General features: G+C 63.7%; 17 protein-coding genes. 1 reads left to right on the top strand and 16 read right to left on the bottom strand.

The window, feature by feature from the left end:
- Positions 1-11: 11 nt before the first annotated feature.
- The 6 genes from IGS58_RS00255 to IGS58_RS00230 all read right to left on the bottom strand — a co-directional run bounded on the left by IGS58_RS00255 (position 12) and on the right by IGS58_RS00230 (position 9,052).
- Positions 12-1,961 (bottom strand): S9 family peptidase, encoded by a 1,950-nt coding sequence (locus IGS58_RS00255; RefSeq protein WP_230520375.1) that lies wholly within the window; start codon positions 1,959-1,961, stop codon positions 12-14.
- A gap of 67 nt (positions 1,962-2,028) precedes the next feature.
- Entirely contained in the window at positions 2,029-3,501 is a 1,473-nt protein-coding gene (locus tag IGS58_RS00250) for an amino acid permease (protein ID WP_080753216.1), read from the bottom strand.
- A 433-nt stretch (positions 3,502-3,934) separates the two neighbouring features.
- On the bottom strand, positions 3,935-5,365 hold the full coding sequence (locus IGS58_RS00245; protein WP_034778907.1) for an amino acid permease: 1,431 nt from the start codon (positions 5,363-5,365) through the stop codon (positions 3,935-3,937).
- Between the two features lie 116 nt (positions 5,366-5,481).
- The gene (locus IGS58_RS00240; RefSeq protein WP_070254760.1) at positions 5,482-5,940 is read right to left on the bottom strand and encodes a RidA family protein; all 459 of its coding nucleotides are present in this window, start codon (positions 5,938-5,940) and stop codon (positions 5,482-5,484) included.
- A 254-nt stretch (positions 5,941-6,194) separates the two neighbouring features.
- Positions 6,195-7,778: an ATP-binding cassette domain-containing protein gene (locus tag IGS58_RS00235; protein WP_230520374.1), complete on the bottom strand. Its 1,584-nt coding sequence runs from the start codon at positions 7,776-7,778 to the stop codon at positions 6,195-6,197.
- Positions 7,779-7,939: 161 nt separating this feature from the next.
- Positions 7,940-9,052 carry an NADH:flavin oxidoreductase/NADH oxidase gene (locus tag IGS58_RS00230; protein ID WP_230520373.1) on the bottom strand — a complete coding sequence of 371 codons (1,113 nt, stop codon included), beginning with the start codon at positions 9,050-9,052 and terminating at the stop codon, positions 7,940-7,942.
- Positions 9,053-9,213: 161 nt separating this feature from the next.
- On the opposite strand from IGS58_RS00230, the gene IGS58_RS00225 reads away from it, so the two are divergent.
- Positions 9,214-9,762 (top strand): glycine zipper 2TM domain-containing protein, encoded by a 549-nt coding sequence (locus IGS58_RS00225; protein ID WP_230520372.1) that lies wholly within the window; start codon positions 9,214-9,216, stop codon positions 9,760-9,762.
- Between the two features lie 109 nt (positions 9,763-9,871).
- On the opposite strand, the gene IGS58_RS00220 is transcribed toward IGS58_RS00225, so the two are convergent.
- The 10 genes from IGS58_RS00220 to IGS58_RS00175 all read right to left on the bottom strand — a co-directional run bounded on the left by IGS58_RS00220 (position 9,872) and on the right by IGS58_RS00175 (position 24,849).
- Positions 9,872-10,381, bottom strand: coding sequence for a DUF1993 domain-containing protein (locus tag IGS58_RS00220; RefSeq protein WP_070254768.1), 510 nt, complete (start codon positions 10,379-10,381; stop codon positions 9,872-9,874).
- 99 nt (positions 10,382-10,480) lie between these two features.
- On the bottom strand, positions 10,481-11,443 hold the full coding sequence (locus IGS58_RS00215; protein WP_099389328.1) for a DUF2167 domain-containing protein: 963 nt from the start codon (positions 11,441-11,443) through the stop codon (positions 10,481-10,483).
- A gap of 148 nt (positions 11,444-11,591) precedes the next feature.
- Positions 11,592-12,605 carry a succinylglutamate desuccinylase gene (locus IGS58_RS00210; protein ID WP_070254770.1) on the bottom strand — a complete coding sequence of 338 codons (1,014 nt, stop codon included), beginning with the start codon at positions 12,603-12,605 and terminating at the stop codon, positions 11,592-11,594.
- Positions 12,605-17,332 (bottom strand): NAD-glutamate dehydrogenase domain-containing protein, encoded by a 4,728-nt coding sequence (locus IGS58_RS00205; protein WP_230520371.1) that lies wholly within the window; start codon positions 17,330-17,332, stop codon positions 12,605-12,607. Before IGS58_RS00205 ends, IGS58_RS00210 begins: the two co-directional genes overlap by 1 nt.
- Positions 17,333-17,480: 148 nt before the next feature.
- Positions 17,481-18,821 (bottom strand): N-succinylarginine dihydrolase, encoded by a 1,341-nt coding sequence (astB, locus tag IGS58_RS00200; RefSeq protein WP_230520370.1) that lies wholly within the window; start codon positions 18,819-18,821, stop codon positions 17,481-17,483.
- Between the two features lie 20 nt (positions 18,822-18,841).
- Entirely contained in the window at positions 18,842-20,338 is a 1,497-nt protein-coding gene (gene astD / locus IGS58_RS00195) for a succinylglutamate-semialdehyde dehydrogenase (RefSeq protein ID WP_230520369.1), read from the bottom strand.
- The gene (astA, locus tag IGS58_RS00190; RefSeq protein WP_070254776.1) at positions 20,331-21,383 is read right to left on the bottom strand and encodes an arginine N-succinyltransferase; all 1,053 of its coding nucleotides are present in this window, start codon (positions 21,381-21,383) and stop codon (positions 20,331-20,333) included. Before astA ends, astD begins: the two co-directional genes overlap by 8 nt.
- 13 nt (positions 21,384-21,396) lie before the next feature.
- Positions 21,397-22,428 carry an arginine N-succinyltransferase gene (locus IGS58_RS00185; RefSeq protein ID WP_230520368.1) on the bottom strand — a complete coding sequence of 344 codons (1,032 nt, stop codon included), beginning with the start codon at positions 22,426-22,428 and terminating at the stop codon, positions 21,397-21,399.
- Positions 22,429-22,522: 94 nt separating this feature from the next.
- A complete protein-coding gene (gene astC, locus IGS58_RS00180; RefSeq protein ID WP_230520367.1) occupies positions 22,523-23,764 on the bottom strand; it encodes an acetylornithine/succinylornithine family transaminase in 1,242 nt (413 codons plus the stop codon).
- A gap of 140 nt (positions 23,765-23,904) precedes the next feature.
- Positions 23,905-24,849 carry a GlxA family transcriptional regulator gene (locus tag IGS58_RS00175; protein ID WP_070281819.1) on the bottom strand — a complete coding sequence of 315 codons (945 nt, stop codon included), beginning with the start codon at positions 24,847-24,849 and terminating at the stop codon, positions 23,905-23,907.
- Positions 24,850-24,894 lie beyond the last annotated feature (45 nt).

The following is a 24,894-nucleotide window of genomic DNA, read 5'->3' as shown; positions in this document are numbered from 1 at the left end:
ATCCCCGGGATCTATTTCAGATAGCGCTCAAACCAGCCGATTGTACGTTTCTGCAAGTCGCGCTGGTGCTCAGGCTTGCGGAAGGAGTGCCCTTCGCCATCGTAGATGAACAGGCTGGACGGTACGCCCATGGCGCGCAAGCCGTGCCAGAATTCCAGCGACTGGGCCGCCGGCGTTTCCACGTCGCGCTCGCCCACGTAGATCAGGGTCGGCGTCTTCGCCGCCTTGATCGATTCGATGGGCGAGGCACGGCGGTAGACCTCCGGCTTGTCATAGGCGGAAGCGCCAAAGAACGGGATCATCCACTGATTGATGCCGTTCTGGCCGTAATAGCTGATCCAGTTCGACACGCCCGCACCGGCCACGGCCGCCTTGAAGCGGTCGCTGTGCGTGACGCCCCACATGGTCATGAAGCCGCCGTACGAATGGCCGATCAGGCCCAGGCGCTGGCCGTCGACGGGCGCCACTTTTTCCACCGTATCGATGCCGGCCAGGATGTCGCGCCAGTCGCCGCCGCCGAAGTCGGCCATATTGGCGCGCGTAAAGGCCTGGCCCTGGCCAAAGCTGCCGCGCGGATTGGGCAGGAAGACAAAATAGCCTTTTTGCGTCAATTCCTCGATCACGGTACGCGCTTCCACATAACGGGGCGAGGCGGCTGCACCGGGCCCGCCATGCACGTTGACAATCATCGGATACTGCTTGCCTGCTTCCGTCTTCAACGGCCCCAGCAGCCAGCCTTGCACCTTGTATTGTTCGTTGTTCCAGCCCACGTTTTGCACCGTCACCTGCGGCGCAAAACCGTCATTGTCGCGCGTGATCTTTTTCAGCTGGCCCACCGGTCCCGCCACCAGGTAAGAAGCGTGCGTAAAGTCTTCCTGTGCGGCAGCCGCATGCAAGCCGTCGGCGCTGAACGACAAACGGCCATCGCTGCCGCTGCTGCTCAGTTCTCCAAGCATCACCGGCTGGGCCGGTCCGCTTTGCGCATCGACGGGCACCAGCGCCAGCTGCGAATCGATCAGAGCCGTTGCCAGCAAACCGGCGCCGCGCCAGACGACGCCATTGAACGTGCCGCGATAGTCGGGTGTGAGATTGCGCGGCGTGCCGCCGGCCAGGGGTACCGTGTACAGGTCGCCGCCGATGGAGCCGAAATCGCTCATCAGGCCGCCGATGAAGACCACCGTCTTGCCGTCCGGCGAGACGGAAGGCAGGTTCAGCTGCATGGCCGGTGACGCGATCACGCGCAGTGCACCCGTGGCCGCATCAATATGGCTGAGCTTGGCGACCCACCAGTTGCTGTCGCCATTGCCTTGCGCGCTGGTGGCAACAAAGCCGCGGCCATCGGGCGTCCAGCTGTATTCATACACATAGGTGTCGCTTGGCGACAGCAGACGCGGCTCGCCGCCGCTGACCGGCACGACGGCGATGCGCTGGGCATCGTCTTCGCTGCCCACTTCGCCCACCTGGCGCACGCCAGCCTCCACGGCGCCGGCCAGCTTGCGCGCGCCCACCGTGGCCAGCAGGGCCAGCTGCTTGCCATCCGGCGACCAGCGCACCGTGCTGGCCACGCCCTTGATAGTAGTCAACACACGCGCCTGCGCCTGCGACAGGGTGGCCAGGTACAGCTGCGCCGTGCCCGCCTTGGCGTCGTAGCCAATGAAAGCCAGCTGCCGGCCATCGGGCGACCAGTTGGGCTTGTCGTAGGAGCACACGGTACACGGATCGAATTGCTGCACGATGGCGCCGTTGGCGGCATCGCGCACGACGATGGCCGCATGCGGGCGCTGCGGCTGCTCGCCCGCCTTGCTCGATTCGATGGCGGCGATGCGCTGGCCATTCGCGGACAGGGCCACGGCGCGGTAATCGCGCAATGCCGGCTCCGTTGCAGGGGCGGCCTGTGCCGTGTTGCCCAGAAGACTGCTTGCCAGCAAGCCGCAAGCGGCCAAATCAGTTATTTTCATCATGTAAATTCCGGTTAGAAATAAAAAAAACCGCCGGCAAGCGCGGCGGTTTTGGATGGAACAGACTGCATTAGCGGGCCTTCTTGCCCAGATGCGAATGCCGCATGCTGTACAGGAAGTAAATGGCCACCGTCACCGCCATCCACACGCTGAACACGACAAACGTCGTATGCGGCAAATCGCGCATGATGTACAGGCAAGCCAGGATGCTCAGGCCAGGAATCACGTACGGGCCGAACGGCACGCTGAAGCCTTCGATGCGGTTGGCGCCCTGCTTGTGGCGCAGCACGGGCACGGCGATCGAGACCACCATGAAGGCTGTCAGGGTACCGATGCTGACCATGTCCCACAAGTACGTGGCATCGACGGAACCGGCTACCACGGCCACCACCAGGCAAACGATGATGGTATTGCTGACCGGCACCAGGGTGCGCGGGTGGATTTTCTGGAACGATTTCGGGATCAGGCCGTCGCGGCTGACGGCAAACAGGATGCGCGTCTGGCCGTAGATCGTCACCAGGGTCACGCTGAAGACGGAAATGACGGCGCCGGCCGACAGCACCAGCGCGGGCCAGGTCTTGCCCGTGACGTTTTGCAGGATCACCGCCAGGCCCGCTTCCTGGCCTTCGAACAATTTCGCCTGCTGTGCGCCGAGGGCGGCCACGGCCACCAGCAAATAAAACACGGTAACGATGAGCAAGGCGCCGAGAATGCCGCGCGGCACGTTGCGCGTGGGATTTTTCACTTCATCACCCGCCGTCGCCACGGTATCGAGGCCGATGAAGGAGAAGAAGACAGTACCGGCCGCAGCTGTGACGCCCGTCATACCGGCAAAGCCCTTGCTGTTGTCGGCATTGAAGAAGGGGAAGAAATTGTCGGCGTTAAAGCCGGAAAACGCGATGACGATGAAAAATACGAGGATCGCCAGCTTGATGATGACCATGATGGCATTCATCAGGGCCGATTCCTTGGCGCCGCGCAGCAGCAGGAAGCCGCACATGCAGATCAAAAAGATCGGCGGCAGGTTGATGTGGCCGGCATGAAACTCCATGCCATGCGGGCCGGAAACGATCATCGGCGTGCGCAGCATCTCGGGGATGTGCCAGCCGAAAGCATTTTCCAGGAAGTTGTTCAGGTAGGACGACCAGCCGATGGCCACGGCACTGCCCGCCAATCCGTATTCGAGCAGCAGACAGGCGGCCATGATGAAGGCAAGAAACTCGCCCACGGTGGCATAGGCAAACGAATACGAGGAGCCGGAGGCGGGTATGCGGAACGACAATTCCGCATAGCACAAGGCCGTCAAGCCGGCCGTGATGGCGGCGATCAGGAAAGACAGGACGACCGATGGGCCCGCTTTGGGGACGGCTTCGACCATGGTAAAGAAAATGCCCGTGCCGATGGTGGCGCCGACGCCGATCATGGTGAGGGAAAACAGGCCGATGGATCGGCTCAAGCCACTGCTGCTGAGGCCTTCACCATATTCGACCGTGGTATCGATCGGCTTGGTGCGGCAAAGTTTCTGGACCAGGGTTTGGCTCACTAGCATTCCTTTATGAGGCATGCACTTGAACACCTGCCAAAACCTACTGCGCGTCGTGATTTGCGGCCTGCGATGCTCGCTGACTCGGCGTCCCCGTGCATTCACACAGCTGCGCTTCTCAGCCACAACGCACATTCGCTCGCTACGGTTTTGTTAAGTGTCCTTAGATACATGACGGGTAAACACAAATAAAAACGGCGCTCCGGCCCTACCTGGCAAAAAACCGGAAAGATCGCGTCCATTTTCAAAACTAAGCGATTATAGGGCTTTCATCGGCTCAGCTAAACAGAAGTTTGATGCAAGGAAACAACGCCAGGCGTGCGCCGCAAAACGCGCACTGGCGCTAGGGGAACATAGAATTGCCAATATGAAAGAAAAAGCGCGCCGCTGCTGGAGCAGGGGCGCGCTTTCGGTTCAGCTCAGCCGAGCCGGATTACTTCTTGCCCTGCGGCGCATCGGCCGGCGGCCAGCCCGCCTCGTAGCCTTGCGGCACGTCATCGCGCCGCTCTTTCGGCGCCAGGCCCAGTACGTAGTACAGCACCGTCAGCAGGATCAGCCAGGCTGGTCCGACCATCAGGGCGATGCGCGTATCGGGGAAATACGCCATCAAACCGATCACCAGCGCCAGGAAAGCCAGCGAAATCCAGGAACCGTAAGGCGCGAACGGCATGCGGAAGGCCAGGTTCTTGATTTCCAGCGGCGTCAAGGTCTTGCGGAACTGGATCTGCGTGACGAGGATCACGCCCCAGGTCCAGACGGCGCCGAAGGTGGAAATCGAGGTGACCCAGATAAACACTTTTTCCGGCACCATGTAGTTCAGCAGCACACCGATCAGCAGCGCCACGACGGACACCAGGATGGCGCGGCGCGGCACGCCGCTGGCCGTGGTTTCCGCAAACGCCTTGGGCGCCTGGCCTTGCAGCGCCAGGTTGTACAGCATGCGGCCCGTGCTGAAGATGCCGCCATTGCACGACGACAAGGCCGCCGTCAGCACGACGAAGTTGATGATGCCGGCGGCCGTCTTGATGCCCAGGCGTTCGAACGTCATCACGAAGGGGCTGCCGGTGGTGCCGATTTCATTCCATGGATAGATCGACAGGATGACGAACAGCGCGCCGACATAGAAAATCAGGATGCGCCAGAACACGGAATTGATGGCGTCGGGAATCGATTTCTTCGGGTTCGCCGCTTCGCCAGCCGTCAGGCCGATCATTTCCACGCCCAGGTAGGCAAACATCACCATCTGCAGCGACATCAGTACGCCCTGCGCGCCATTCGGGAAGAAGCCGCCATGCGTCCACAGGTTCGAGATACCGATGGCCACGCCGTCGTTGCCCAGGCCGAAGATGATCATGCCCGTGCCGCCGATGATCATCAGGATGATGGTGACCACCTTGATCAGGGCGAACCAGAACTCGAACTCGCCGTAGGCTTTCACGGCCAGCAGGTTGATGGCGCCCATGGAGCCCAAGGCCGCCAGGGCCCAGATCCAGCGCGGCACGTCGGGGAACCAGATGCCCATGTAGATGGCAACGGCGGTAATTTCCGCCACGCAGGTGACCAGCCACAGGAACCAGTAGTTCCAGCCCGTCAGATAGCCTTGCAGGGGACCCAGGTAATCCTGGGCATAGCGGCTGAAGGAGCCGGCCACGGGATTGTGCACGGCCATTTCGCCCAGCGCGCGCATGATCATGAAGATGACCGCGCCACCGATGATATACGACAGCATGATGCCGGGGCCGGCCATCTTGATGGCGTTGCCGGAACCCAAAAACAGGCCCACGCCAATCGCGGCACCCAGCGCCATCAGGCGGATCTGCCGCTCGCCCAGGCCGCGGTGCAAGCCTTGTTCACTCGTTTTCATTACGTGTCTCCGTTTTTTTCTTGAATACACCGATCCCTCCACCCCAATGGCGGTTCCGCTCTTGCTGGAAAGAAGGAAAAGGCGCGCCGGCGGCAAGCGCCGGCATGTTCAGATGATCAGGCCAGTTCGGCGATCAGCTCGATCTCGACGCAAGCGCCCAGCGGGATTTGCGCCACGCCGAAGGCGGAGCGGGCGTGCTTGCCGCTGTCGCCGAAGACTTCGACGAACAGTTCCGAGGCGCCATTCGTCACCAGGTGCTGTTCCGTGAATGTGGAAGTGGAATTGACCAGGCTCATGACCTTGACGATGCGCTTGACCTTGTTCAAGTCGCCGCCGCATGCGTCTTGCAAGGTGGCGATCAGTTCGATGGCAATGCCGCGCGCGGCGATCTTGCCTTCTTCCGTCGTGACATCCTTGCCCAACTGCCCCACCCAGACCTTGCCATCCTTCTTGGCCAGGTGGCCGGACAGGAAGACGGTGTTGCCCGTGCGGGCATGCATCACGTAGGCGGCAGCTGGTGCGGCAACGACTGGCAGTTCGATGTTGAGGGCTTTGAGTTTTTCGTAAAACGACATGCTATTTCTCCAAGAAAACAATATAAGCGAAACCAAAATTCATGCACGGCAGGGCACGGAGGATGACGCCCTGGCAGCGCGGCAGTGACCGACAACAGTGCCAGATTAAACGTCATCATATTGGTGAACCAGCAGTTTTAGTTCACAAATAGGCCCGGTTATTCAGTGGATTATACCGACAATCAAACAAAATTCAGCATCGGTTCATGAAGCATGCTCTACAGGCATCGAGCGTGACTTTTTTCATTAAATTGTCACTTGTGCAATGTCAAGCCCTCCGGGTCAAGGTTTATCGCATCCAGAAATGCCTGGTCGTGCGAAACCACAAGTAACGCGCCCTGATATTGCAGCAGCATCTGCTCCAGCGCCTGCAGGCTGGCCAGGTCCAGATGGTTGTCAGGCTCGTCAAGCAGCAACAGTTGCGGCGGCGCCTGCGCATACAGCTCGGCCGCCAGCGCCACCTTCATGCGCTCGCCGCCGCTGAGCAAACGGCTGGGCATGGTGGCGCGCGCGCCGGCAATGCCCAGCAGCGCCAGCCGCGTGCGCAGCTCGCCTTCCGGCATGCTGCTATGGCGTTCCTGCAAGCGCTGCACGGCGCTCCACTCGCCGTCCTGCAGTCCCGCATGCTGGTCCAGCCAGGCTACCCTGGCATGGCAGCGCAGTTCGCCGCTGGCGGGCGCCAGCTGTCCGGCGATCACGCGCAGCAGGGTCGACTTGCCGCTGCCATTGTCGCCCGTCACGGCCAGGCGGCGCGGCCCGTTCAGTACCAGGTTGATGGCGTGCGCCTGGCCATGCGGCAAGAGCAATTCGCGCAGCTCCAGCAGCAGCTTGCCGTTCGGCACGGCACTCTGGGGTGCCAGCAGCAACCGTTCGGCCTCGGGCGCGCAGCGGGCGCTGGCGTCCATCACCCTTTGCTGGCGCGCCTGCTGCGCCTCTTGCGCGCGCACGCGCAGCCTGCCCTGGCTATCCTGGCTTTTCTCCTTGCGCGCGTCGAGCAGGAGCTTGCTTTGATTGCCTTCGCGACCCTCGCGTTCGCCGCGCACCACCCGTTTCTGTTGCCGTTCTGCCTGCTGCTGCGCTTCGCGCTGTTCGCGTCTGGCGCCGGCCTTTTCCGCCTGCAGGGCGGCCGCAAAACCGGCCTGCTCCAGCGCGCGCTGCTGCGCATACATCGCGTAATTGCCGCCATAGCTGCGCAAGCCCTGCGGCGACAGTTCGGCGATTTCATCGACGTGCTCGAGCAAGCCGCGGTCATGGCTGACCAGCAGCAAGCCGCCAGGCCAGCGCGCCATCTGCGCCACCAGGCGGGCGCGCTGCTGCGCATCGAGATGGTTGCTCGGTTCATCGAGCACCAGCCAGTCCGCCTGCGACAGCCAGGCGCCTTGCAGGGCGATGCGCTGGAGCTCGCCGCCGCTCAGGCTGGCCGTTGGCGTATCGACATCCACATGGCGCAAATCGAGCGCATCGAGCGCCTGGCGCAGGCGCGCATGGGCATCCCAGCGTTCGCCCACGAGGGCATAATCGGCTTCGTCGATGCTGCCTTGCGCGATGCGCGCCAGCGCCGCCAGCAGGCTGGTCACGCCAGCGAGGGCCGCCACGGTGGGATAGTGCTGCGGATCAAGTTCCTGCGCCACGTAATGCACGCTGCCGTCACAGCGCGCGGCGCCGGAAGACGGCTGCGCCTGGCCCGCCAGCAGGCGCGCCAGCACGCTCTTGCCCACACCGTTATCGCCGACGAGGCCGATACGTTGCGGGGCAAAGGAAAATTGCAAATCGGAAAACAGGGTGCGGCCATCGGGCAGCACACAGGAAACACGGTCGAGTTGTAGTAATGCGGGCATGGATACTCCTTGTACGTGCAGACAGGGCTGGCGAACCCGCGCGGCGCAAGGCGCTGTGGCGGGATGGGCGAGGCCGTGCACAGCACGGCAGTATCAATGGCGCATGTCGAAGCGTCCTGGAGAAATGGAAAAGAAGCGTCAGTGTAGCAGAGACAGCCGGGTCAGCGCTGGCCCAGGGTCGTGTCGCCGAACAGGTGCTTGTACTCGCGCGGCTGCGAACGCCAGTACTGCGGTGGCGCCTGCACCTGTGCGCCCAGCTGGGCCGCCGCGTGCCATGGCCAGCGCGGGTCGAACAGGATGGCGCGCGCCAGCGCCACCATGTCGGACTGGCCGTTGGCGATGATGTCTTCCGCCTGCTGCGCTTCCGTGATCAAGCCCACGCTGATGGTGGGCAAGCCGCTGTCGCGCTTGATGCGCTCGGCAAACGCCACCTGGTAGCCGGGACTCACGGGAATTTGCTGCTGGGGCGAAATGCCACCGCTGGAGACGTGGATGAAGTCGGCGCCCAGCTGCTTGAGTTCCTGCGCGAAGCGCACGCTTTGTTCGATTTCCCAGCCGCCATCGACCCAGTCGGTGGCGGAAAGGCGCACGCCCACGGCCACGCTGTCGGGCACGGCGGCGCGCACGGCTTCATACACTTCCAGCGGAAAACGCATGCGGTTTTCCAGGCTGCCGCCATACGCGTCGGTACGGTGATTGGACAGCGGCGAGAGGAACTGGTGCAGCAGATAACCGTGCGCCGCATGCAGTTCGATGCCCTCGATGCCCAGCGCATGCACGCGCTGGGCGGCCGCGACAAAGGCGCCCTTGATTTGCAGCAAACCCATCTCGTCCAGGGCGATCGGCACGGTTTCGCCGGGTGCGTGGGCGATGGCCGACGGCGCCACCGTTTGCCAGCCGCCCTCGGCCAGGTGCACGCAGGCGCCGCCCTCCCATGGCGCGCGGCTCGACGCCTTGCGTCCCGCATGGCCCAGTTGCACCACCAGCGGAATCGGAGAGTGGCGGCGGATCGCCTGCACCACCTTGGCCAGCGCCGCCTGGTTCGCGTCCGACCACAGGCCCAGGTCTTCGGCCGAGATGCGCCCCTCGGGCGAGACGGCCGTCGCTTCCGTCATCAGCAAGCCCGCGCCGGACAGGGCCAGGTGGCCCAGGTGGATCATATGCCAGTCGGTGGCGTTGCCGTTGTCGGCCGAGTACTGGCACATGGGCGCGATGGCGATGCGGTTGGCCACCTGCAGCGGCCCCAGTGCATACGGCGTGAATAGCTGGCTCATGGCGGACTCCGGAAAAGGGGAAGCACCGATTCTACTGCGCTTTGGCGATCGGGGCCTTACACCTGCTTACGTTTGATACAGCGCACCGTCTAGCCTTGCGGCAAGGAGACCGTTAATCTGGACACATCAATAACACCCGCAGTGCCACCCCAGGAGAACACATGAACACGACGACTACCGCCAGCCGCATCCACCCCTTGATGGCCGGCGCCGCCATTTCCGTGACGGTCCTGTGCCTGGTGGGCGCAGCGTCCATCGCCGGCATCCTGCCCAATTCGCGGGCGAACGTGCCTGCCGACGTGGCCGCCATGACGCCGGCCAGCGCCGCTGCCCTGGCAGCGCCCGTGACTGCACCGGTAGCCGCGCCTGTCGTCGCGCAAGCGGCTCCGGCACCAGCTCCGGCGCCTGTCGTGCGCAAGCGCGTCGTGCACCATACGCAAGTGGCGCAATCGCGTCCTGCCTACAATGACGATGGCTACCGCGAGACAGCCTACCGCGAACCCGTGCGCCAGCCGCAGCCAGTGCCTGCGCCAGCACCGGCACAACCCAACTACGTGGGCATCGGCACGGGCGCCGTCATCGGCGGCTTGATCGGCAATCAGGTCGGTGGCGGCCGCGGCAAGGCGCTGGCGACGGTGGCCGGCGTAATCGGCGGCGGCATGCTGGGCAATGCTGTGCAGAACCAGGTCCAACAGCAGCCACAGCGATAAAAAACCTGCTGCGCGTCGCGCTTTGCGGCCTGCGATGCTCACTGTGCTTCAGCACAGTTGCGCTTCTCGGCCACAAATCATCGCCGCTCGCGACGGTTTTTCAGGCCTGTCAATCGTAAGGGCCAAGATAGTCAAGCTTGCCCACGGCCACGCCATTGTTCCTCAGAATGGCATGGACCATGGAAACGTGGAAATAGAAGTTCGGCAAGGCAAAGCTGAGCAGGTAATTGTCGCCCGAGAATGTCGTTCCCTCGTCCGTCCAGTTCAGCACGACTTCCTTCTGCGCGCTGCCCGCCATCTGGCCCGCATTCACGCTGTCGATATAGGCGATGGTGTTGGCGATGCGCTCTTGCAGCTGCTCGAACGATGCCTCGTTATCCTCGAACTTCGGCGCCGGCACACCGCTCAGGCGTTCGACCGACATCTTCGACGTATCGCTGGCGCGCTGCACCTGCGCCGTCAGGTCCAGCATGTCGGGCGCCAGCTGCGCGCCCAGTAGAATCTCGGGCACGATGCCATCTTCCTCCACATGGGCTTGCGCTTTTTCCAGCAGGGCCGAAACGACCCGCAAGCCGCGGATGAAGACGGGAATGGTTGCCTGATACATGGACACGGACATGGCGAACTCCTGATAGTGAACGATGAGCCAGTGTACCCGAGGCGCTGTTATCCGGCAGGGCGCGCATGTGCGCCGACGCACGGATCAGCTCAGTTCGTTCTACTTTTCCAGATTCACCTTGCCATCCGGCGCATGGCCGGGCTGTTCCGCAGGTTCGGCCTGCGGCGCCTGCTTTTCCTTGCGCTTGCCGCCCAAAAACTTGACGATGGCCGCGCCGCCGCCCACCAGCGCCAGCAACAGCACTTTCTTGAAGGCCAGCAGCAGCGCCAGCAGCTTGCCAAACAAGCCCAGCTTGCTGGCCACGCCGCCGGCCACCAGCGCCGCCAGGCCATATTCAGCCACCTTGTCCGTCTTGCTGTCGAAATCCGTATAGCGGTTACCGTCTGTAAATTCCGTGAACGCCGTCACTTGCTGCATCTCTTTCTTGATCGCCTCGATCTGCTGCATGCTGGCAATCGCGTTCAGGTTCAGCACGCCTTCGCGGCCCAGCACGCGCACGTTGTAGTTCAGCGAATGCTCGCCGCCATCGACCATCAAATCCTTGGCCCAGTACAGCTTGTGCGTATCCTTGGCGTAGCTGGGTTTTTCCGCCCAGCCCATCAGATGGATGCCGGGATAACCCTGCTTCTTGCGCTCCGCATTATTTTCCAGCACGGACGCCTGCATATCCTTGAGCAATTCGTCGTACTTGATGCTGTCCGCATCGTCATCCTTGATATGCCCTTCCTTTTCATACGTCACCACCACGCCCCAGCTGTCGCGCTCGAGCACGCTGGTCTTGGCCGGCACGATCATGCCCAGCGATTCCATACCTGGCGGATTACCCCAGGCATCGACCAGCACGCGCTCGGCGTCCGCCGGCGACAAATAACGGAAGCTGGCGGGCAAATCCAGGGTGGCGATGCCGCCTGGCAAGGTGATCTTGCCGCGCTGCAGGTGCAACTGGGCAAGGAATTGCTCGGCCGTCATTTCCGGTGCGGCTGCCTTCTCTTCGGCGGGGGCGGCAGCCGTCAGGCTGGAAAGGGTCAGGCACAGCAGGGCTGTCAGCAGGCGTTTCAACATGATCGGTCCAAAAAATTGCAAAGGGTAAATATTTTAAATCAACTGATTGCCTAATGGATAATTATTTCCGTGCGGCATTTTTCCCATGAAAAAGCGCCAGGCGGGTTTTCCCGGCTGGCGCCTGTGAGGCTAGACGATTACTGGACAATCAAGAGACGCGCACCACCATCAGCCCCGCGCGCAAGCCCACGCGCACGTCCGGGTTCGGAAACACCACCAGTTCTTCCGCATGCTGCACCGTGTACACCTGCTCGCCATCGCTGGCGATCACGGCATGCTGCGGCAGGGACGTGAAATTTTGCGTGCTGCGGTCAAACGCCATGCGGAACTCATCGCTGTGCTTGATGATTTCCTGCGCCACCTTGAACACGTGCGGCGCTGCCTTGACCGGTTGCGCAGGCAAGCCGCGCAGCAAGCCGTCCAGCGCCCGCGACACGTCGTCGAACAGGGACAGATCGTTCTGCCCCAGGGTTCCCACGCGGCCCAGTTCCACCGTGCTGGCGGCCGCGCCGAAATGCTCGGCCGAATAATAACTGTAGGTGCCGGCCGATTGCGGGTTCATGATGATGGCGCCGATGGACGCCTGGCCCAGCCAGGCTATCAGCTGCGCCTTGGCGTCGTCGGCCACCAGGTCGGGCACGATGGCAAACGTGGGGTACACGGAAGGCCGGATGGCCGTGTGCAAATCCAGGTGCCAGCGCACGGGACCGGCCGTTTCAAAGAACGCTGCCGTGGCGGCGATCATTTCATCGGCGCGCGCGCTTTCCGCCGCTTGCGCCAGGCTCCCCCGCACGGGGCGGAACATGCGATTCAGGTCGGCGTCGATGAAACGCTTGCCGGCCCGGATCGCATCGACATTGCCCACGCAGACAAGCAGGTCGACGGCCAGCGTCGATGCATCGCGCGACAGCGCGTCGAGCAGATGCGCCAGCACTTCGATCGGCCCCGTTTCGTCGCCATGCACGCCCACCGAGACGGCCACGCTGGCGCGCCCTTCTCCCGGCTTGACGACCTGCAGCATGCCGGGCGCCGGCAAGGCCACCGTAAAACCGGCGTTGGCGAACAACTGCGCCACGCCGCTGAAATCGGCCTGCGCCAACGCCTGCACGGCCGGCGGCAAGCCGCCAGCGCCCTGTCCAGCTTGTCGTACTTCTTGCGTCATTACACCGCCGCTTCCGCTGTGGATTTCGCCGTGATTTTATTCACGGCTTCCGACAAGGTCCACACGTCCAGCATGGCTTGCTCCAGTTCCGTCGCCGCCACATAGGCCGACAGGCCCAGCGCGCCCGTCACGGCATCGACGGCCTGGCCGGCATTGCCTTGCTCGGCGCGCGCCAGCACCTGCGTCAGCAGACGCTGTTGCGTGCGGCGCAGGGCTTGCTGCGCGTAGTTGCGCAACTGTTCCTGCGACTTGCCTTGCGCGGCCAGCTTCAGGCCACGTTCCAGGGTGTCGATGCCCGCCTGGCTGCGCAGGGCCAGGCCCACTTGCAGGAAGGCGGACAGGTCCATCGCCGCAGGACGCGGCACGGACAGGGCCGGGAACAGGAAGCCGGCGACGACTTCCAGCGCATCGACCGCATCCCACGCCTGGACGAAGGCCGGCGTCAGGCCCGGCACCAGCGCTGCTTCCGACTTGATGCCGACGGCTTTCAGCAGCTCGCGCTTCGATTCCGCACCAAACAGGCGCGTGAGTTCGGCCAGGCCGGCGCCGCGCAATTGCTCGGCCGGCACGGACAGGACACCGGCGATCATCGTTTGCTGCAGCACGCGCGTTTGCGCGTCGACCTTGATCGACACGTCGCGCGGCACCGTCAGCGCATCGGCGTCGAGCGCGTCGAACACGGGCGCCAGGTTCAGCGCCACCCAGGCCTGGCCCCAGGCCAGGATCACGCTGGACTCGTCCACGCCGTGTTCCGCCGCCAGGTTGCGGATCATCAGCGGACCGCAGCGGTTGATCACTTCATTCGCCAGCACGGTCGCCAGGATGGCGTTGGCCAGCGGGTGGTCGAGCGCCGAACGGGTTTCCACCAGCAAGGATGGGAAGTAAGGCTTGAGCACCGGCTCGGCCCACGTTTCATCCGTCAACGGCAGCGCGGACAGGATGCGCTTGAAGCGGTTCTTCACGTTGGCGATCACCACCGCCAGCTCCGGCGTGGTCAAGCCACGGTTATCGAGCTTGCGGCGAGCCAGTTCGGCCACCGACGGCAGTTGCTCCAGCTCGCGCGACAGGGCGCCCTCTTCTTCCAGGCTGGCGATCAGTGCGGCATAGCCATCCTGCACGGCGCCTTCGCTTTGCGCCTGCAACTCGCGTACCAGCAAATGCGTCTGCTGCGTGTTGTCGCGCAAGACCAGGCGTTCGACGTCGTCCGTCATCGCATACAGCTCGCGATTGCGTTCCTCTTCCGTCAGCTTGCCCGCATTGACTTCCACGTCCAGCCAGATTTTCACGTTCACTTCATGGTCCGAGCAATCCACGCCGGCCGAGTTGTCGATCGCATCGGTAAAGATGCGTCCGCCCGCCAGCGCGAATTCGATGCGGCCGGCCTGCGTCGCACCCAAATTCCCCCCTTCCGCCACGACCTTCACGCGCAGCTCATTGCCGCTGACGCGGATATGGTCATTCGCGCGGTCCTTCACTTGCGCGTGCGTCTCCGTGGAAGCCTTGATGTAGGTGCCGATGCCGCCGTTGTAGAACAGGTCCACGGGCGACTTCAGGATGCGGTGCATCAGTTCTTCCGGCGCCAGCGAGGTCTCCTGAATATCGAGCGCGGCGCGGATCTGCGGCGACAGCTCGATGGTGCGGCTTGAACGCGGATACACGCCGCCGCCTGCCGAGATCAAGTCCTTGTTGTAGTCGTCCCACGAGGAGCGCGGCAAGGCGAACAGGCGCGCGCGTTCTTCGAACGAGACGGCGACGTCCGGTGTCGGGTCGAGGAAGATGTGGCGGTGGTCGAATGCGGCCACCAGTTTCAGCTGGCGCGACAGCAGTACGCCGTTGCCGAACACGTCGCCCGACATGTCGCCCACGCCGACCATGGTGATCGGGGTGGTATTGAGGTCGTGGTCCATTTCATAGAAGTGGCGCTTCACGGCTTCGAATGCGCCCTTGGCGGTGATGCCCAGCTTCTTGTGGTCATAGCCGTTTGAGCCGCCCGAGGCGAACGCGTCGCCGAGCCAGAAGCCGCGCTGCACGGCGATGCCGTTGGCGATGTCCGAGAACGTGGCCGTGCCCTTGTCGGCAGCGACCACCAGGTATGGATCGGCTTCATCGAAGCACACGGTATCGACTGGCGGGACGATATTGCCCAGCGAGCGGTTGTCCGTCACTTCCAGCAAGCTGGAAATGAACAGGCGGTACACGGCTTCGCCTTCAGCCGCGATGGTTTCGCGCACGGCGTCCTTCGGCATCATCTTGCAGACAAAACCACCCTTCGCGCCGGCCGGCACGATGACGGCGTTTTTGACCATCTGGGCCTTGACGAGGCCCAGTACTTCGGTGCGGTAGTCTTCCATGCGGTCGGACCAGCGCAAGCCGCCACGGGCGACAGGGCCGCCGCGCAGGTGCACGCCTTCAAAGCGGCGCGAGAAGACGAAAATCTCGCGGTAAGGACGCGGTTCCGGCACCAGCGCCAGGCTGCTGGTGTCGAACTTGAAGATGATCTTGTCGCCGGCTTGATTGTTCTGGAAGTAGCTGGTGCGCAGGGTGGCGGCCATCAGGTCGGCCAGCGCGCCGAGGATTTCCTCGGTATCGGCATGGTTCACGGAGGGCAGGCCGGCCTTGATGGCGGCGATGCTTTCCAGGGCGGCCGCGTGCTGCGCGTCGGACAGCGCTGGATCGAAGCGCTGCAGGAAGGCTTCGACCAGGGCTTTGACCTGGGCCGGCTGCTTGCGCAGGCTTTCGGCAATGTAGCGCACCGAGAAGCGGCTGCCCGTCTGGCGCCAGTAGCTGGTGTAGGCGCGCACCAGTTGCACTTCGCGCGTCGACAAGCCGCCTTCGATGACGAGGCCATTCAGGCGGCCATCTTCAGCCGTGTCGTTGAACAGGGCGGCAAACAGTTCCTGCGCCACGGCGACGACGGATGGCTGCGCCAGTTTCGCCGCGCTGGCGGCATCGACCGTCAGGCTGGTGACGAAATAGCGCGTGCCGTCGGACAGCGAAACCGAATACGCCTGTTCGCGGTCGATCGCCACGCCGGCATTGTGCAAGGCCGGCAGGATGGTCGACAGCGGCGGCACCTTGTTGGCCGAGTACAAACGGATGGTGGTAACGGCGCCCGTTTCGATGCGCACGGCCACGTGCGCCGGATCGGTGTTGCGCAGGATGGTGTCGAGGTCGCGGAAGGCGACGGCCGGCGCGGTGGCGGCCACGTAATCGAGCGGCAAGGTAGCGCAGAGTTTACGCAGGCTGGTGCGCAGGGCCACGTCGGGCACGGCGTCGGCCACGGCGGCAAAGCCGTTATGCCAGCCATCGAGCACGCTCAGGAGCGGCTGTTCGATGTCCGTTTCCAGGTCCAGCGGGTAGCGCGCGGCGTGGGCGATCAGGTAGACGCGCGCCAGCGGGCCGTCGGCCACCAGGGTCTGCGTGCTCACATGCGTGGCGCCGGAACTGGCTTGCAGGGCCTTTGCCAGGCTCGATGCCACGCTGGCGCTGTAGCGCTCGCGCGGCAGGTAGACCAGCACGTTCAGGTGGCGCGCGTACACGTCGCGGCGCGCGAAGACCTTGGTGCGCGGCTGCTTGTACAGCGAGACGACGGCGCCGCACACTTGCGCCAGCCAGTCGAGGTCCGCTTCCAGCGCTTCCGTGCGCGGCAGGGATTCGAGGATTTCGCGGAATTTCTCGGCGCGGAAGCCTTGCTGGCGCACGCCGGCCAGGCTCAGTACCTTGGCCACGCGGCCGCGCGCAAACGGCAGTGCCGCCAGCGGAGTGGAATTGCCGGCGCGGGTGAACAGGCCGACGAAGCAATGCTCGCCCAGGATCGCTCCTTGCGCATCCATGTCGCGCACGCCGATGAAGTCCAGCTGCTGGTCGCGGTGCAAAGTGCCTGCCACGTCAGCCTTGACGATGGACAGCGCCGAGCCGCGCTTGGCCAGGGTGTCGAAGTCGCCCGGGATATTCGCCAGGCAGGTGCCGTAGACGGGGTGCGCCGTATCCTGCAGCACGCCGACGCGGCTCGGGATGTCGCGTTCGAGTTCGCGCACGCCCGGCTTGACGCGATAGTAGGCGTAGCCGAACACTTCAAAGCCGCCGCTGCGCGCCCATTCCAGGAAGGCGGCCACTTCCGCGCCTTCTTCGCCATGCTGGGCGGCAGTCGTGGCGACAGCGGCCAGGCGCTCGCTCATGGCGGCGCTATCGCGGCGCACCACCGCGGCGTCACGCGCGACCGTCTCCAGGGCGGCGACCAGCGCAGCCAGGGCTTCCGGCGCCAGCTCTTCGTCGAGCAGCACCAGCACATACGATTCGAGCGGGTCGCCCGGCTGGCGCACCGCTTCGACGCTGCCGTCAGCGGCGCGGCGCACGGGCAGCACGGTGTTCATCACGCCGCGCACTGCCAGGTGCTGGCGGCGCATGGCCATGACGATGGAGTCGACCAGGTAAGGCATGTCTTCGTTCAGGATCAGCAAGGCGCTCGCCATACCGCCACGGCCATCCGCATAACGCAGGGTGGCGATCTGGCAGCCGCTGCCGGTGCGCTTGGCCGCTTGCGTGAAGCCGTCGACCAGCACCGGTGCCAGGCTGTCGGGCGCGATATCGGCCAGGTCTTCGGCGTCGAGCGAGTCGAGCCATGCCTGCACCAGCTGCACGACAGGCGCTGCCGCCTTGCCTGCATTGCCAGCCGCGTTAATCAACTCCAGCGTTTGTGTACGCAAATCTTGTGGCGTGTGATTCATCTTGCATCTCCATTACGGTAATGTGAATGTCCAACGCTGTCGTTCGGGCTTGTGGCTGGGCGGCAGCGGTGTCAAGAGACGGGGGTCGCCCGTCCAATTCTGTGTTGCGGATAGTCTGTCTCGGATTTTCTGTGTGTTTTTCTATCGCCTACAAGTCGTACAATCCAGGTAAGTTGAGGATGATCGTCAATTCTTCAAGCGCCGCATGCACTTCCAGCGCCAGTTGCGGATCGGCCAGGTCGCCCGGCTCCAGATGGTCGCGGTAGTGTTTGTCCACCCACTGCACCAGCCGATGGTACAGCGTTTCCGTCATGATCACGCCCTGGTGCATGGCGCGCGCCTCGGTTTCCGTCAGGGCCACGCGCAAACGCAGGCAGGCGGGCCCGCCGCCGTTGCGCATGCTCTGGCGCAGGTCGAAATGTATCAGTTCATCGATGGGTCCACCGCTGGCCACCAGGCCTTCCAGGTAGCGCGACACGGCGCGGTTTTCCTGGCATTCCTGCGGTATCACCAGCGCCATCTTGCCGCCCTCTTTCGTCAGCAGCTGGCTGTTGAACAGATAGCTGGTCACCGCATCCTGGATCGGCACCTGGCCCGTGTCCACGCGCAGCGCATCGAGTTGCGCGCCCGTGGCGGCGACGGCGCGGCGCAGCTGCGACAGGCTTGCCTCTTCATCGGCAAACGCCTGCTCGTGATAGAACAGCACATTGCCATTGCCGACGGCGATGACGTCGTTATGGAACACGCCCTGGTCGATCACGTCCGGGTTCTGCTGCACGTACACGGCGCGTTTCGCATCGAGGCCATGCAGGCGCGCCACGGCTTGCGACGCTTCCAGGGTCTGGCGCGCCGGGTAGCGCTTCGGCGATGGCGCGGAAGGATCGAACTCCACCCGACCATACACGAACAATTCAACGGATGGCGCGCCGTGGCTTGCGCCCAAACGCGTGTGGTTGGCCGCGCCCTCGTCGCCAAAGGCCGGCGTCGACGGCAGCGCATCGTGCACGGCGAAGTGCTTGTCGTCGCTGAAAATGGCGCGCAGGCTGCGCGCCGACTGCGCGTGCTCGAAGGCGCGGTGCAGCTTGTTATTCAAGTTGGCGGCCGTGAAATGCACGCGGCCATCCTGCGTGTCCGCCGACGGGCTGACCGTGGCGGCGTTCGCCGTCCACATGGGCGAGGCGGAATACGCGCAGGCCAGGATGACGGGCGACTCCTTGTAGGCGTGCGCCAGCACTTCGGCGTCCGTGCCCGTAAAACCGATAGCGCGCAGCAGGCGGAAATTCGGCCGGTCCTGCGGCGGCAGCAAGGCTTGCGCAAAGCCGCGCGCGGCCAGGGCGCGCATCTTGGCCAGGCCCTGCAAGGCGGCCTGCTTCGGATTCGAAGCGCTTTTCACATTGCTGAACGAGGCCACGTTGCCGAACGAAAGTCCGGCATAGTTATGCGATGGCCCGACCAGGCCGTCAAAATTGTATTCGCGCGTGCTGTGCATGGAGGGCATGTCCTTAAAATTTAAAAACTCAGGCCGGGCGACAGCTTGGCCGGCATTTCCAGCGCGCTGTTCTCGATCGAAGCGACCGGGTAGGCGCAGTAATCGGCCGCGTAATAGGCGCTCGGACGGTGGTTGCCCGACTTGCCGATGCCGCCGAACGGCGCCGTGCTGGCCGCGCCCGTGGTCGGACGATTCCAGTTGATGATGCCGGCGCGCGCGCGCGTCTGGAACGTTTGCCACAGGGCCGGATCGTCCGACAGGAGCGCCGCGGCCAGGCCGAATTCGGTGGCGTTGGCAACCTTCAGGGCCGCATCGAAATCGGCCACGCGGATCACCTGCAGCAGGGGGCCGAACCATTCTTCGTCGGGGATGCCGGTAGCAGCGGTAACGTCGACGATACCTGCCGTCACAAAACCCGCCTGCGGGTTGAGCTGGCGCATCTGCAGCAAGATGGCGCCGCCCTTGGCGACCATGTCCGCCTGCGCCTGCACCAGGCGCGCGGCCACGGCACTCGATACCACGGGACCCATGAACGGCTGCGGCTGGGCGTCGGAAGCGCCGATGCCCAGTTTCGCGGCTACTTCCACCAGGCGCGCGACGAAGGCAGACCCCGCAGCATTGTCCTGCACCACCAGGCGGCGCGCGCACGTGCAGCGCTGGCCGGCCGAGACAAAGGCGGAGAAGATCGCGTGGTGCACGGCCGCGTCGACATCCTTGACGTCCCATACGACCAGGGCATTGTTGCCGCCCATTTCCAGCGCCAGCATCTTGCCCGGCTGGCCGCCGAACTGGCGGTGCAGGCTGATGCCCGTCTGGCAGGAACCCGTAAACAGCACGCCGTCGAGGTGGGGATTGGCGCCCAGCGCCACGCCCGTGTCGCGCCCGCCGTTGACGAGGTTGACCACGCCATTTGGCAAGCCGGCCTGCTGCCACAGCTGCACGGTTTTGATGGCCGTGCGCGGCGCATACTCGCTGGGCTTGAAGACGATGGTGTTACCAGCGATCAGGGCCGGCACGATATGGCCATTCGGCAGGTGGCCAGGGAAATTGTACGGGCCGAAGACGCCGAACACGCCATGCGGACGGTGGCGCAGCACGGCGTCGCCATCGGCGATCTTGCTTTGCGTGATGCCCGTGCGCGCGTTGTACGACTGCACCGAGATATCGATCTTGTTGGCCATGGTGGCCACTTCCGTGCGCGACTCCCACAACGGCTTGCCCACTTCTTCCGAGATCAGCAGCGCCAGCGCTTCCGCATGTTCCTTCAGCAGTTCGCGAAAGCGCACGCAGATGGCGATGCGTTCGTCGACGGGGGTGTCGGCCCACGCTTCAAAGGCGGCGCGGGCGGCCTGGCAAGCCTGTTCGACTTCCCGCTCCGTCGCTTCCAGGCTGGCCCAGGTCTGCTTGCCGTTCGACGGATCGATGGTGAGCAATTCGCGGCCCGTGCCTGGCAGCCAGGCGCCGTTGATGAAGTTCGATGCTGCGGTGGATGAATTAAGGTTCGACGATTTAGACATGGGGATGCTTCCTCGGGTTGAGTGACAAGGTGCGCACGGTGTCGCCGTGATGGCAGCGCAGCAGATGCAGTTCATCGTCGTCGAGCGCGATCTTGCCGCTGTGCGGATTGGCGCTGGTGACGATCATGCGGAAATCTTTCAGGTCGGTGTTCGACACCAGGTAAGGCTCGGCCTGGGCAACGTCGCCGCACACTTCAGGCGCAGCCTCGGCGTCGAGCACGGCCGGCATGCTGTCGCGCATGGCGCGCAGTTCGGACACGCGCGCCTGCAGCACGGGGCCGGCGTCGAAAATGTCGACATAGCCTTCGAAGTGCAAGCCTTCCTGTTCCAGCAGGCGGCGCGCTGGTGCCGTGCTCAGATGCACCTTGCCGATGACTTCCTGCGCCTCGTCTGGCAGGTAGGCCACGTACATGGGCTGGCGCGGCATCAGTTCGGCGATAAACGATTTTTTACCGAGGCTCGTCAAGTCGTCGACGTGGTGGAAATCCATCTTGAAGAAGTGGCGGCCCAGGCCTTCGTAGAACGGCGAACTGCCGTCCGGCGCCTGGTAGCCGCGCATTTCCGCGATCAGCTTTTCCGTGAACAGCTGCGGGAACTGGGCGATGAACAGGAAACGGCTTTTCGACAGCAGCTTGCCATTGTTGCCGCTGCGGTAGTCAGGGTGCAAAAACAGCGAGCACAGTTCCGTGCTGCCCGTCAGGTCGTTCGACAGGTACAGCGTCTCCATGCGCGTAAACACATCGAGCTCGCGGCTGGAATGGACCAGGGTGCCGATGCGGTAGTTATAGAACGGCTCTTCCAGGCCCACGGCGCCCTTGATGGCGCACACGCCGGCCAGGCGGCCCGTATCCGTATCCTCCATGACGAACATGTAGTCGCGTTTTTCGGGCGGAATGGTTTCGGCGAACGAGGCGCAGGCGATGGCCAGGCGGTCGCCCAGCATTTTCATATCCGGCTTGAGGGTGGTCATGCCGGTGCCGACCTGGCTGGCCAGGCCATACAGGGCATCGAGGTCATTGGCGTTGATGGCGCGTACTACTAGCATAAAATTAACTCCCTTAGATACGCACGCAAATGACGCTGTCGCCTTCGGCCACGGCCAGCGCCTCGAGCAGATCGGCCGGCAAGCCGATGATGTCCTGCGCTTCGAGCGCATCGCAGGCAAAGGTGACGGCGCGGAAATTGCGCTCGGCGCCGGAAGCGACCGCATAATTGACTTTCAGGCCCGTGCGGCTGGGCGTGACGCCAGCGACGACGCGGCGCGTCAGCGAGCCCGTAAACGAACGCAGCGCATGCTTGTGCGCCTGCAGGATCGGGCCGCCATCGAAGATGTCGATGTAATCGTCGGCTTCAAAACCTTCTTCCGTCAGCAAATTGAAAGCCAGTTCGCCGCTCGGGTGGATCTGGCCCATGGCCGCCTGCGCATCGCCGGGCAGCAACGGCACGTAGACAGGGTAGTGCGGCATCAGTTCGACGATCAGAGTGCGGTTGCGCGCGCCGCCGATGACTTTTTCGGCATCGAGGAAATCCATCTGGAAGAACTTGCGGCCCAGCGCATCCCAGAACGGCGACTGGCCGTTGGCGTCCGTGATGCCGGCCAGCGGCACGAAGAAGCGGTCGCCGAAGCGGTGCGGCGCCAGCACGGCGAACAGCAGCCGCGCGCGCGACAGCAGGGCCGCTTCCAGGCCCGCCTGCTCCATGTTGCGCACATAGAAGCCGGACAGCTGCGAGTACGCTGTCAACTCGGAACACAGGGTCAGCGCATGCACGCTGTGGCTGATGTTCAGGTCGCGCGAGACTTGCTGGATGACGTCGTTGCGGAAGGAAAAATAGGTGCCGTTCGAGCCGGCCGAGGCAAAGATGGCGGCCGTGCCGGCGATGCTCTTGTCGAGCAGGGATTCAAGCACGAAGAGATACGACTCTTCGCTGGGGATGTCGACATGGGCGGCAAACGAGGCGATGGAGCGCTCGACGGAGGCGGCGATTTTTTCGCGCGTCTTCGGCAGGGTATGGACACCCGGCATGGTTACCGCGGCCAGCGCTTCGAGGGCTGCAATATCCGCAATTTCTACCGGACGGACAACATACATGGGTACTCCTTCAATGCTGACGATGCTGGGGTAGAACCAAGCCGGCCCGCAGCAAAGCGGCGGGCCGGTGATCAAACAGGGAGCGAGGCTAGCCTCAGGCTTTCAGCATGCCGTCGATGGCCACGCGCAGCAGACGGCCCGCTTCGGCAATCTGCTCGTCCGAGACGATCAGGGCCGGCGCCAGGCGCACCACATCCATGCCGGCGATCAGCACCATCAAGCCTTGCGCTTCGGCCGCTTTCTGGATGTCTTTCGCGCGGCCTTTGTAGGCATCGGTGACTACCAGGCCCAGCAGCAAACCGCTGCCGCGCACGGCGGAGAACACTTGCGGATAATCCGTGATCAAGCCTTGCAGCATGGCGATGGTGTTGACGCTCGCTTCTTTCACACGCGCCAGGAACACCGGCGTGTTGATCGTTTCCAGCACGGTCAGGGCCACGGTGGCGGCCAGCGGGTTGCCGCCGTAGGTGGTGCCGTGGGTGCCGACGGCCAGGGTCTGCGCCAGTTCATTCGTGGTCAGCATCGCGCCGATCGGATAGCCGTTGCCCAGCGCCTTGGCGGCCGTCAGGATGTCCGGCGTGACGCCGTAGCCCATGTAGGCGAACAACGCGCCAGTGCGACCCATGCCGCACTGGACTTCGTCGAAAATCAACAGGGCGCCCGTCTTGTCGCACAGCGCGCGCAATTCCTTGAGGAATTCCGGATTGCCCGGCACCACGCCGCCTTCGCCTTGTACCGGCTCGACGATCACGGCGCACACGTCATCGCCGATGGCGGCGCGCGCCGCTTCGATGTCGTTGTAGGCGATATGGTCGATCGATGGAGGCAGCGGCTCGAAGCCTTCCGTGTACTTGGCCTGGCCGCCGACGGAGACCGTAAACAGGGTACGGCCGTGGAAGGAGCTGAAGCACGAGATGATGCGCGACTTGTGCGCGCCAAACTTGGTGTGGGCGTACTTGCGCGCCAGTTTCAGGGCCGCTTCGTTGGCTTCCGCACCCGAGTTGCAGAAGAAGGCGCGGTCGGCGAAGGTCGCTTCCGTCAGGGCCAGCGCCAGGCGCAGGACAGGCTCGTTGGTATAGCCGTTGCCCAAATGCCACAAATTATTGATTTGCTTGGTCAGCACGTCGACCAGGGCCGGATGGCAGTGGCCCAGGCTGTTGACGGCGATGCCGGAGGTGAAATCGAGGTAATGCTTGCCTGACTGGTCCCACAGGTCCAGTCCGGAACCGCGCACGGGTACCATGGCAGCGGGAGCGTAGGTAGGAACGAGTACCTGGTCAAAGGTTTCCCGGGTGACTGGACGAGCCGTTACGGTCGAATCAAGCTTGGCATTCATAGCATTTCCCCATCAATATGTTAGGTACTCCGCAGCTACGACAGCTACGTGTGTACTGCATTATAAAAAGCGGGATGCTAAAACTCTTTTGAATCTGCGACAAGGATTTTCACAATTCATCACCGACGGGCTTGCCTGAATCAAGCCGGAGGCATGAGCTTTCTTTGCCGCTCTTCGCGCGGGGTATTGCCAAACAGGGTGCCAAAGGCCGTGGAAAAGTGCGAGCCGGAAGAAAAGCCGCACATCAGGCCTACTTGCACGATGGAATAATGTGTATCGAGCAATAGTTGCCGTGAGCGCTGCAGGCGCAATTCCAGGTAGTAACGCGACGGCAGGCTGCCCAGGTATTGCTTGAACAGCCGCTCGAGCTGGCGCCGTGACAGGCCCACCAGGCTGGCAATGTCGTCGGTCGACAGCGGTTCCTCGATATTGGCCTCCATCAAGGTCACCGCTTCGGACAATTTCGGCTGCAGCACGCCGAAACGCGCCTGCAGGGCCACGCGCTGGCGCTCTTCCTTGCCGCGCACCTTGTCCACGCACAACGCTTCCTTGACGAGCGCCTGCACGTCGGCGCCAAAGATGGTTTCGATCAAGGTCAGCGAAAAGTCGATGCTGGCAGCGCCGCCGCAACACGTGATGTGCGGGCCGTCGATGTCGAACAGGTGCGGCGTCAGGATGGCCCGTTCCGCCTTGGCTTCCGCATCCGCGTACAGGGCCCACGGCAAGGCGATGCGCACGCCGTCCATGACGCCCGCGTCGGCCAGCCACAGCACGGCCGCGCCCACGCCGCCCCAGAATGGCGCCGAGCGGCAGCGCTCGATCACGGCCCGGCACAGCTCGGCGCGCAGCGGCGCTTCCGTCTCGTCGGCCACCAGCAGCGCGATATGCCAGTTGCCGCCCTGCGCAGCCACCTGCTCCGGCGTGCGCACCTCCAGTTGCAGGGCGTCCGGCCCCAGCGCCCGCGCGCACAGGCGCAGCGGCTGCACCAGGCCGGCCCAGGTGATCGACTCGGCATCGCCGGCATGCACCAGCAGCAAACGCAGCGGTTTGTCGAGGCCGATACGGGAAAGATTAGCGAAGGACATCGGCGAGGCGGGCCAGGGGCAAGGGCTGAGTTGCCCACATGATAC

Origin of the sequence: Janthinobacterium sp. EB271-G4-7A, assembly GCF_020858075.1 — a bacterium.
GTDB lineage: Bacteria > Pseudomonadota > Gammaproteobacteria > Burkholderiales > Burkholderiaceae_D > Janthinobacterium > Janthinobacterium lividum.
Note: the sequence above shows the minus strand (reverse complement) of the source record. Positions and strands in the feature narration are given on the sequence as shown.

Excerpts from the sequence above, each read along its gene's own strand:
- IGS58_RS00255 (WP_230520375.1), bottom strand. The coding sequence starts at position 1,961 with ATGATGAAAATAACTGATTTGGCCGCTTGCGGCTTGCTGGCAAGCAGT.
- IGS58_RS00245 (WP_034778907.1), bottom strand. The coding sequence starts at position 5,365 with ATGAAAACGAGTGAACAAGGCTTGCACCGCGGCCTGGGCGAGCGGCAG.
- IGS58_RS00240 (WP_070254760.1), bottom strand. The coding sequence starts at position 5,940 with ATGTCGTTTTACGAAAAACTCAAAGCCCTCAACATCGAACTGCCAGTC.
- IGS58_RS00235 (WP_230520374.1), bottom strand. The coding sequence starts at position 7,778 with ATGCCCGCATTACTACAACTCGACCGTGTTTCCTGTGTGCTGCCCGAT.
- IGS58_RS00230 (WP_230520373.1), bottom strand. The coding sequence starts at position 9,052 with ATGAGCCAGCTATTCACGCCGTATGCACTGGGGCCGCTGCAGGTGGCC.
- IGS58_RS00225 (WP_230520372.1), top strand. The coding sequence starts at position 9,214 with ATGAACACGACGACTACCGCCAGCCGCATCCACCCCTTGATGGCCGGC.
- IGS58_RS00220 (WP_070254768.1), bottom strand. The coding sequence starts at position 10,381 with ATGTCCGTGTCCATGTATCAGGCAACCATTCCCGTCTTCATCCGCGGC.
- IGS58_RS00215 (WP_099389328.1), bottom strand. The coding sequence starts at position 11,443 with ATGTTGAAACGCCTGCTGACAGCCCTGCTGTGCCTGACCCTTTCCAGC.
- IGS58_RS00210 (WP_070254770.1), bottom strand. The coding sequence starts at position 12,605 with ATGACGCAAGAAGTACGACAAGCTGGACAGGGCGCTGGCGGCTTGCCG.
- IGS58_RS00205 (WP_230520371.1), bottom strand. The coding sequence starts at position 17,332 with ATGAATCACACGCCACAAGATTTGCGTACACAAACGCTGGAGTTGATT.
- astB (WP_230520370.1), bottom strand. The coding sequence starts at position 18,821 with ATGCACAGCACGCGCGAATACAATTTTGACGGCCTGGTCGGGCCATCG.
- astD (WP_230520369.1), bottom strand. The coding sequence starts at position 20,338 with ATGTCTAAATCGTCGAACCTTAATTCATCCACCGCAGCATCGAACTTC.
- astA (WP_070254776.1), bottom strand. The coding sequence starts at position 21,383 with ATGCTAGTAGTACGCGCCATCAACGCCAATGACCTCGATGCCCTGTAT.
- IGS58_RS00185 (WP_230520368.1), bottom strand. The coding sequence starts at position 22,428 with ATGTATGTTGTCCGTCCGGTAGAAATTGCGGATATTGCAGCCCTCGAA.
- astC (WP_230520367.1), bottom strand. The coding sequence starts at position 23,764 with ATGAATGCCAAGCTTGATTCGACCGTAACGGCTCGTCCAGTCACCCGG.
- IGS58_RS00175 (WP_070281819.1), bottom strand. The coding sequence starts at position 24,849 with ATGTCCTTCGCTAATCTTTCCCGTATCGGCCTCGACAAACCGCTGCGT.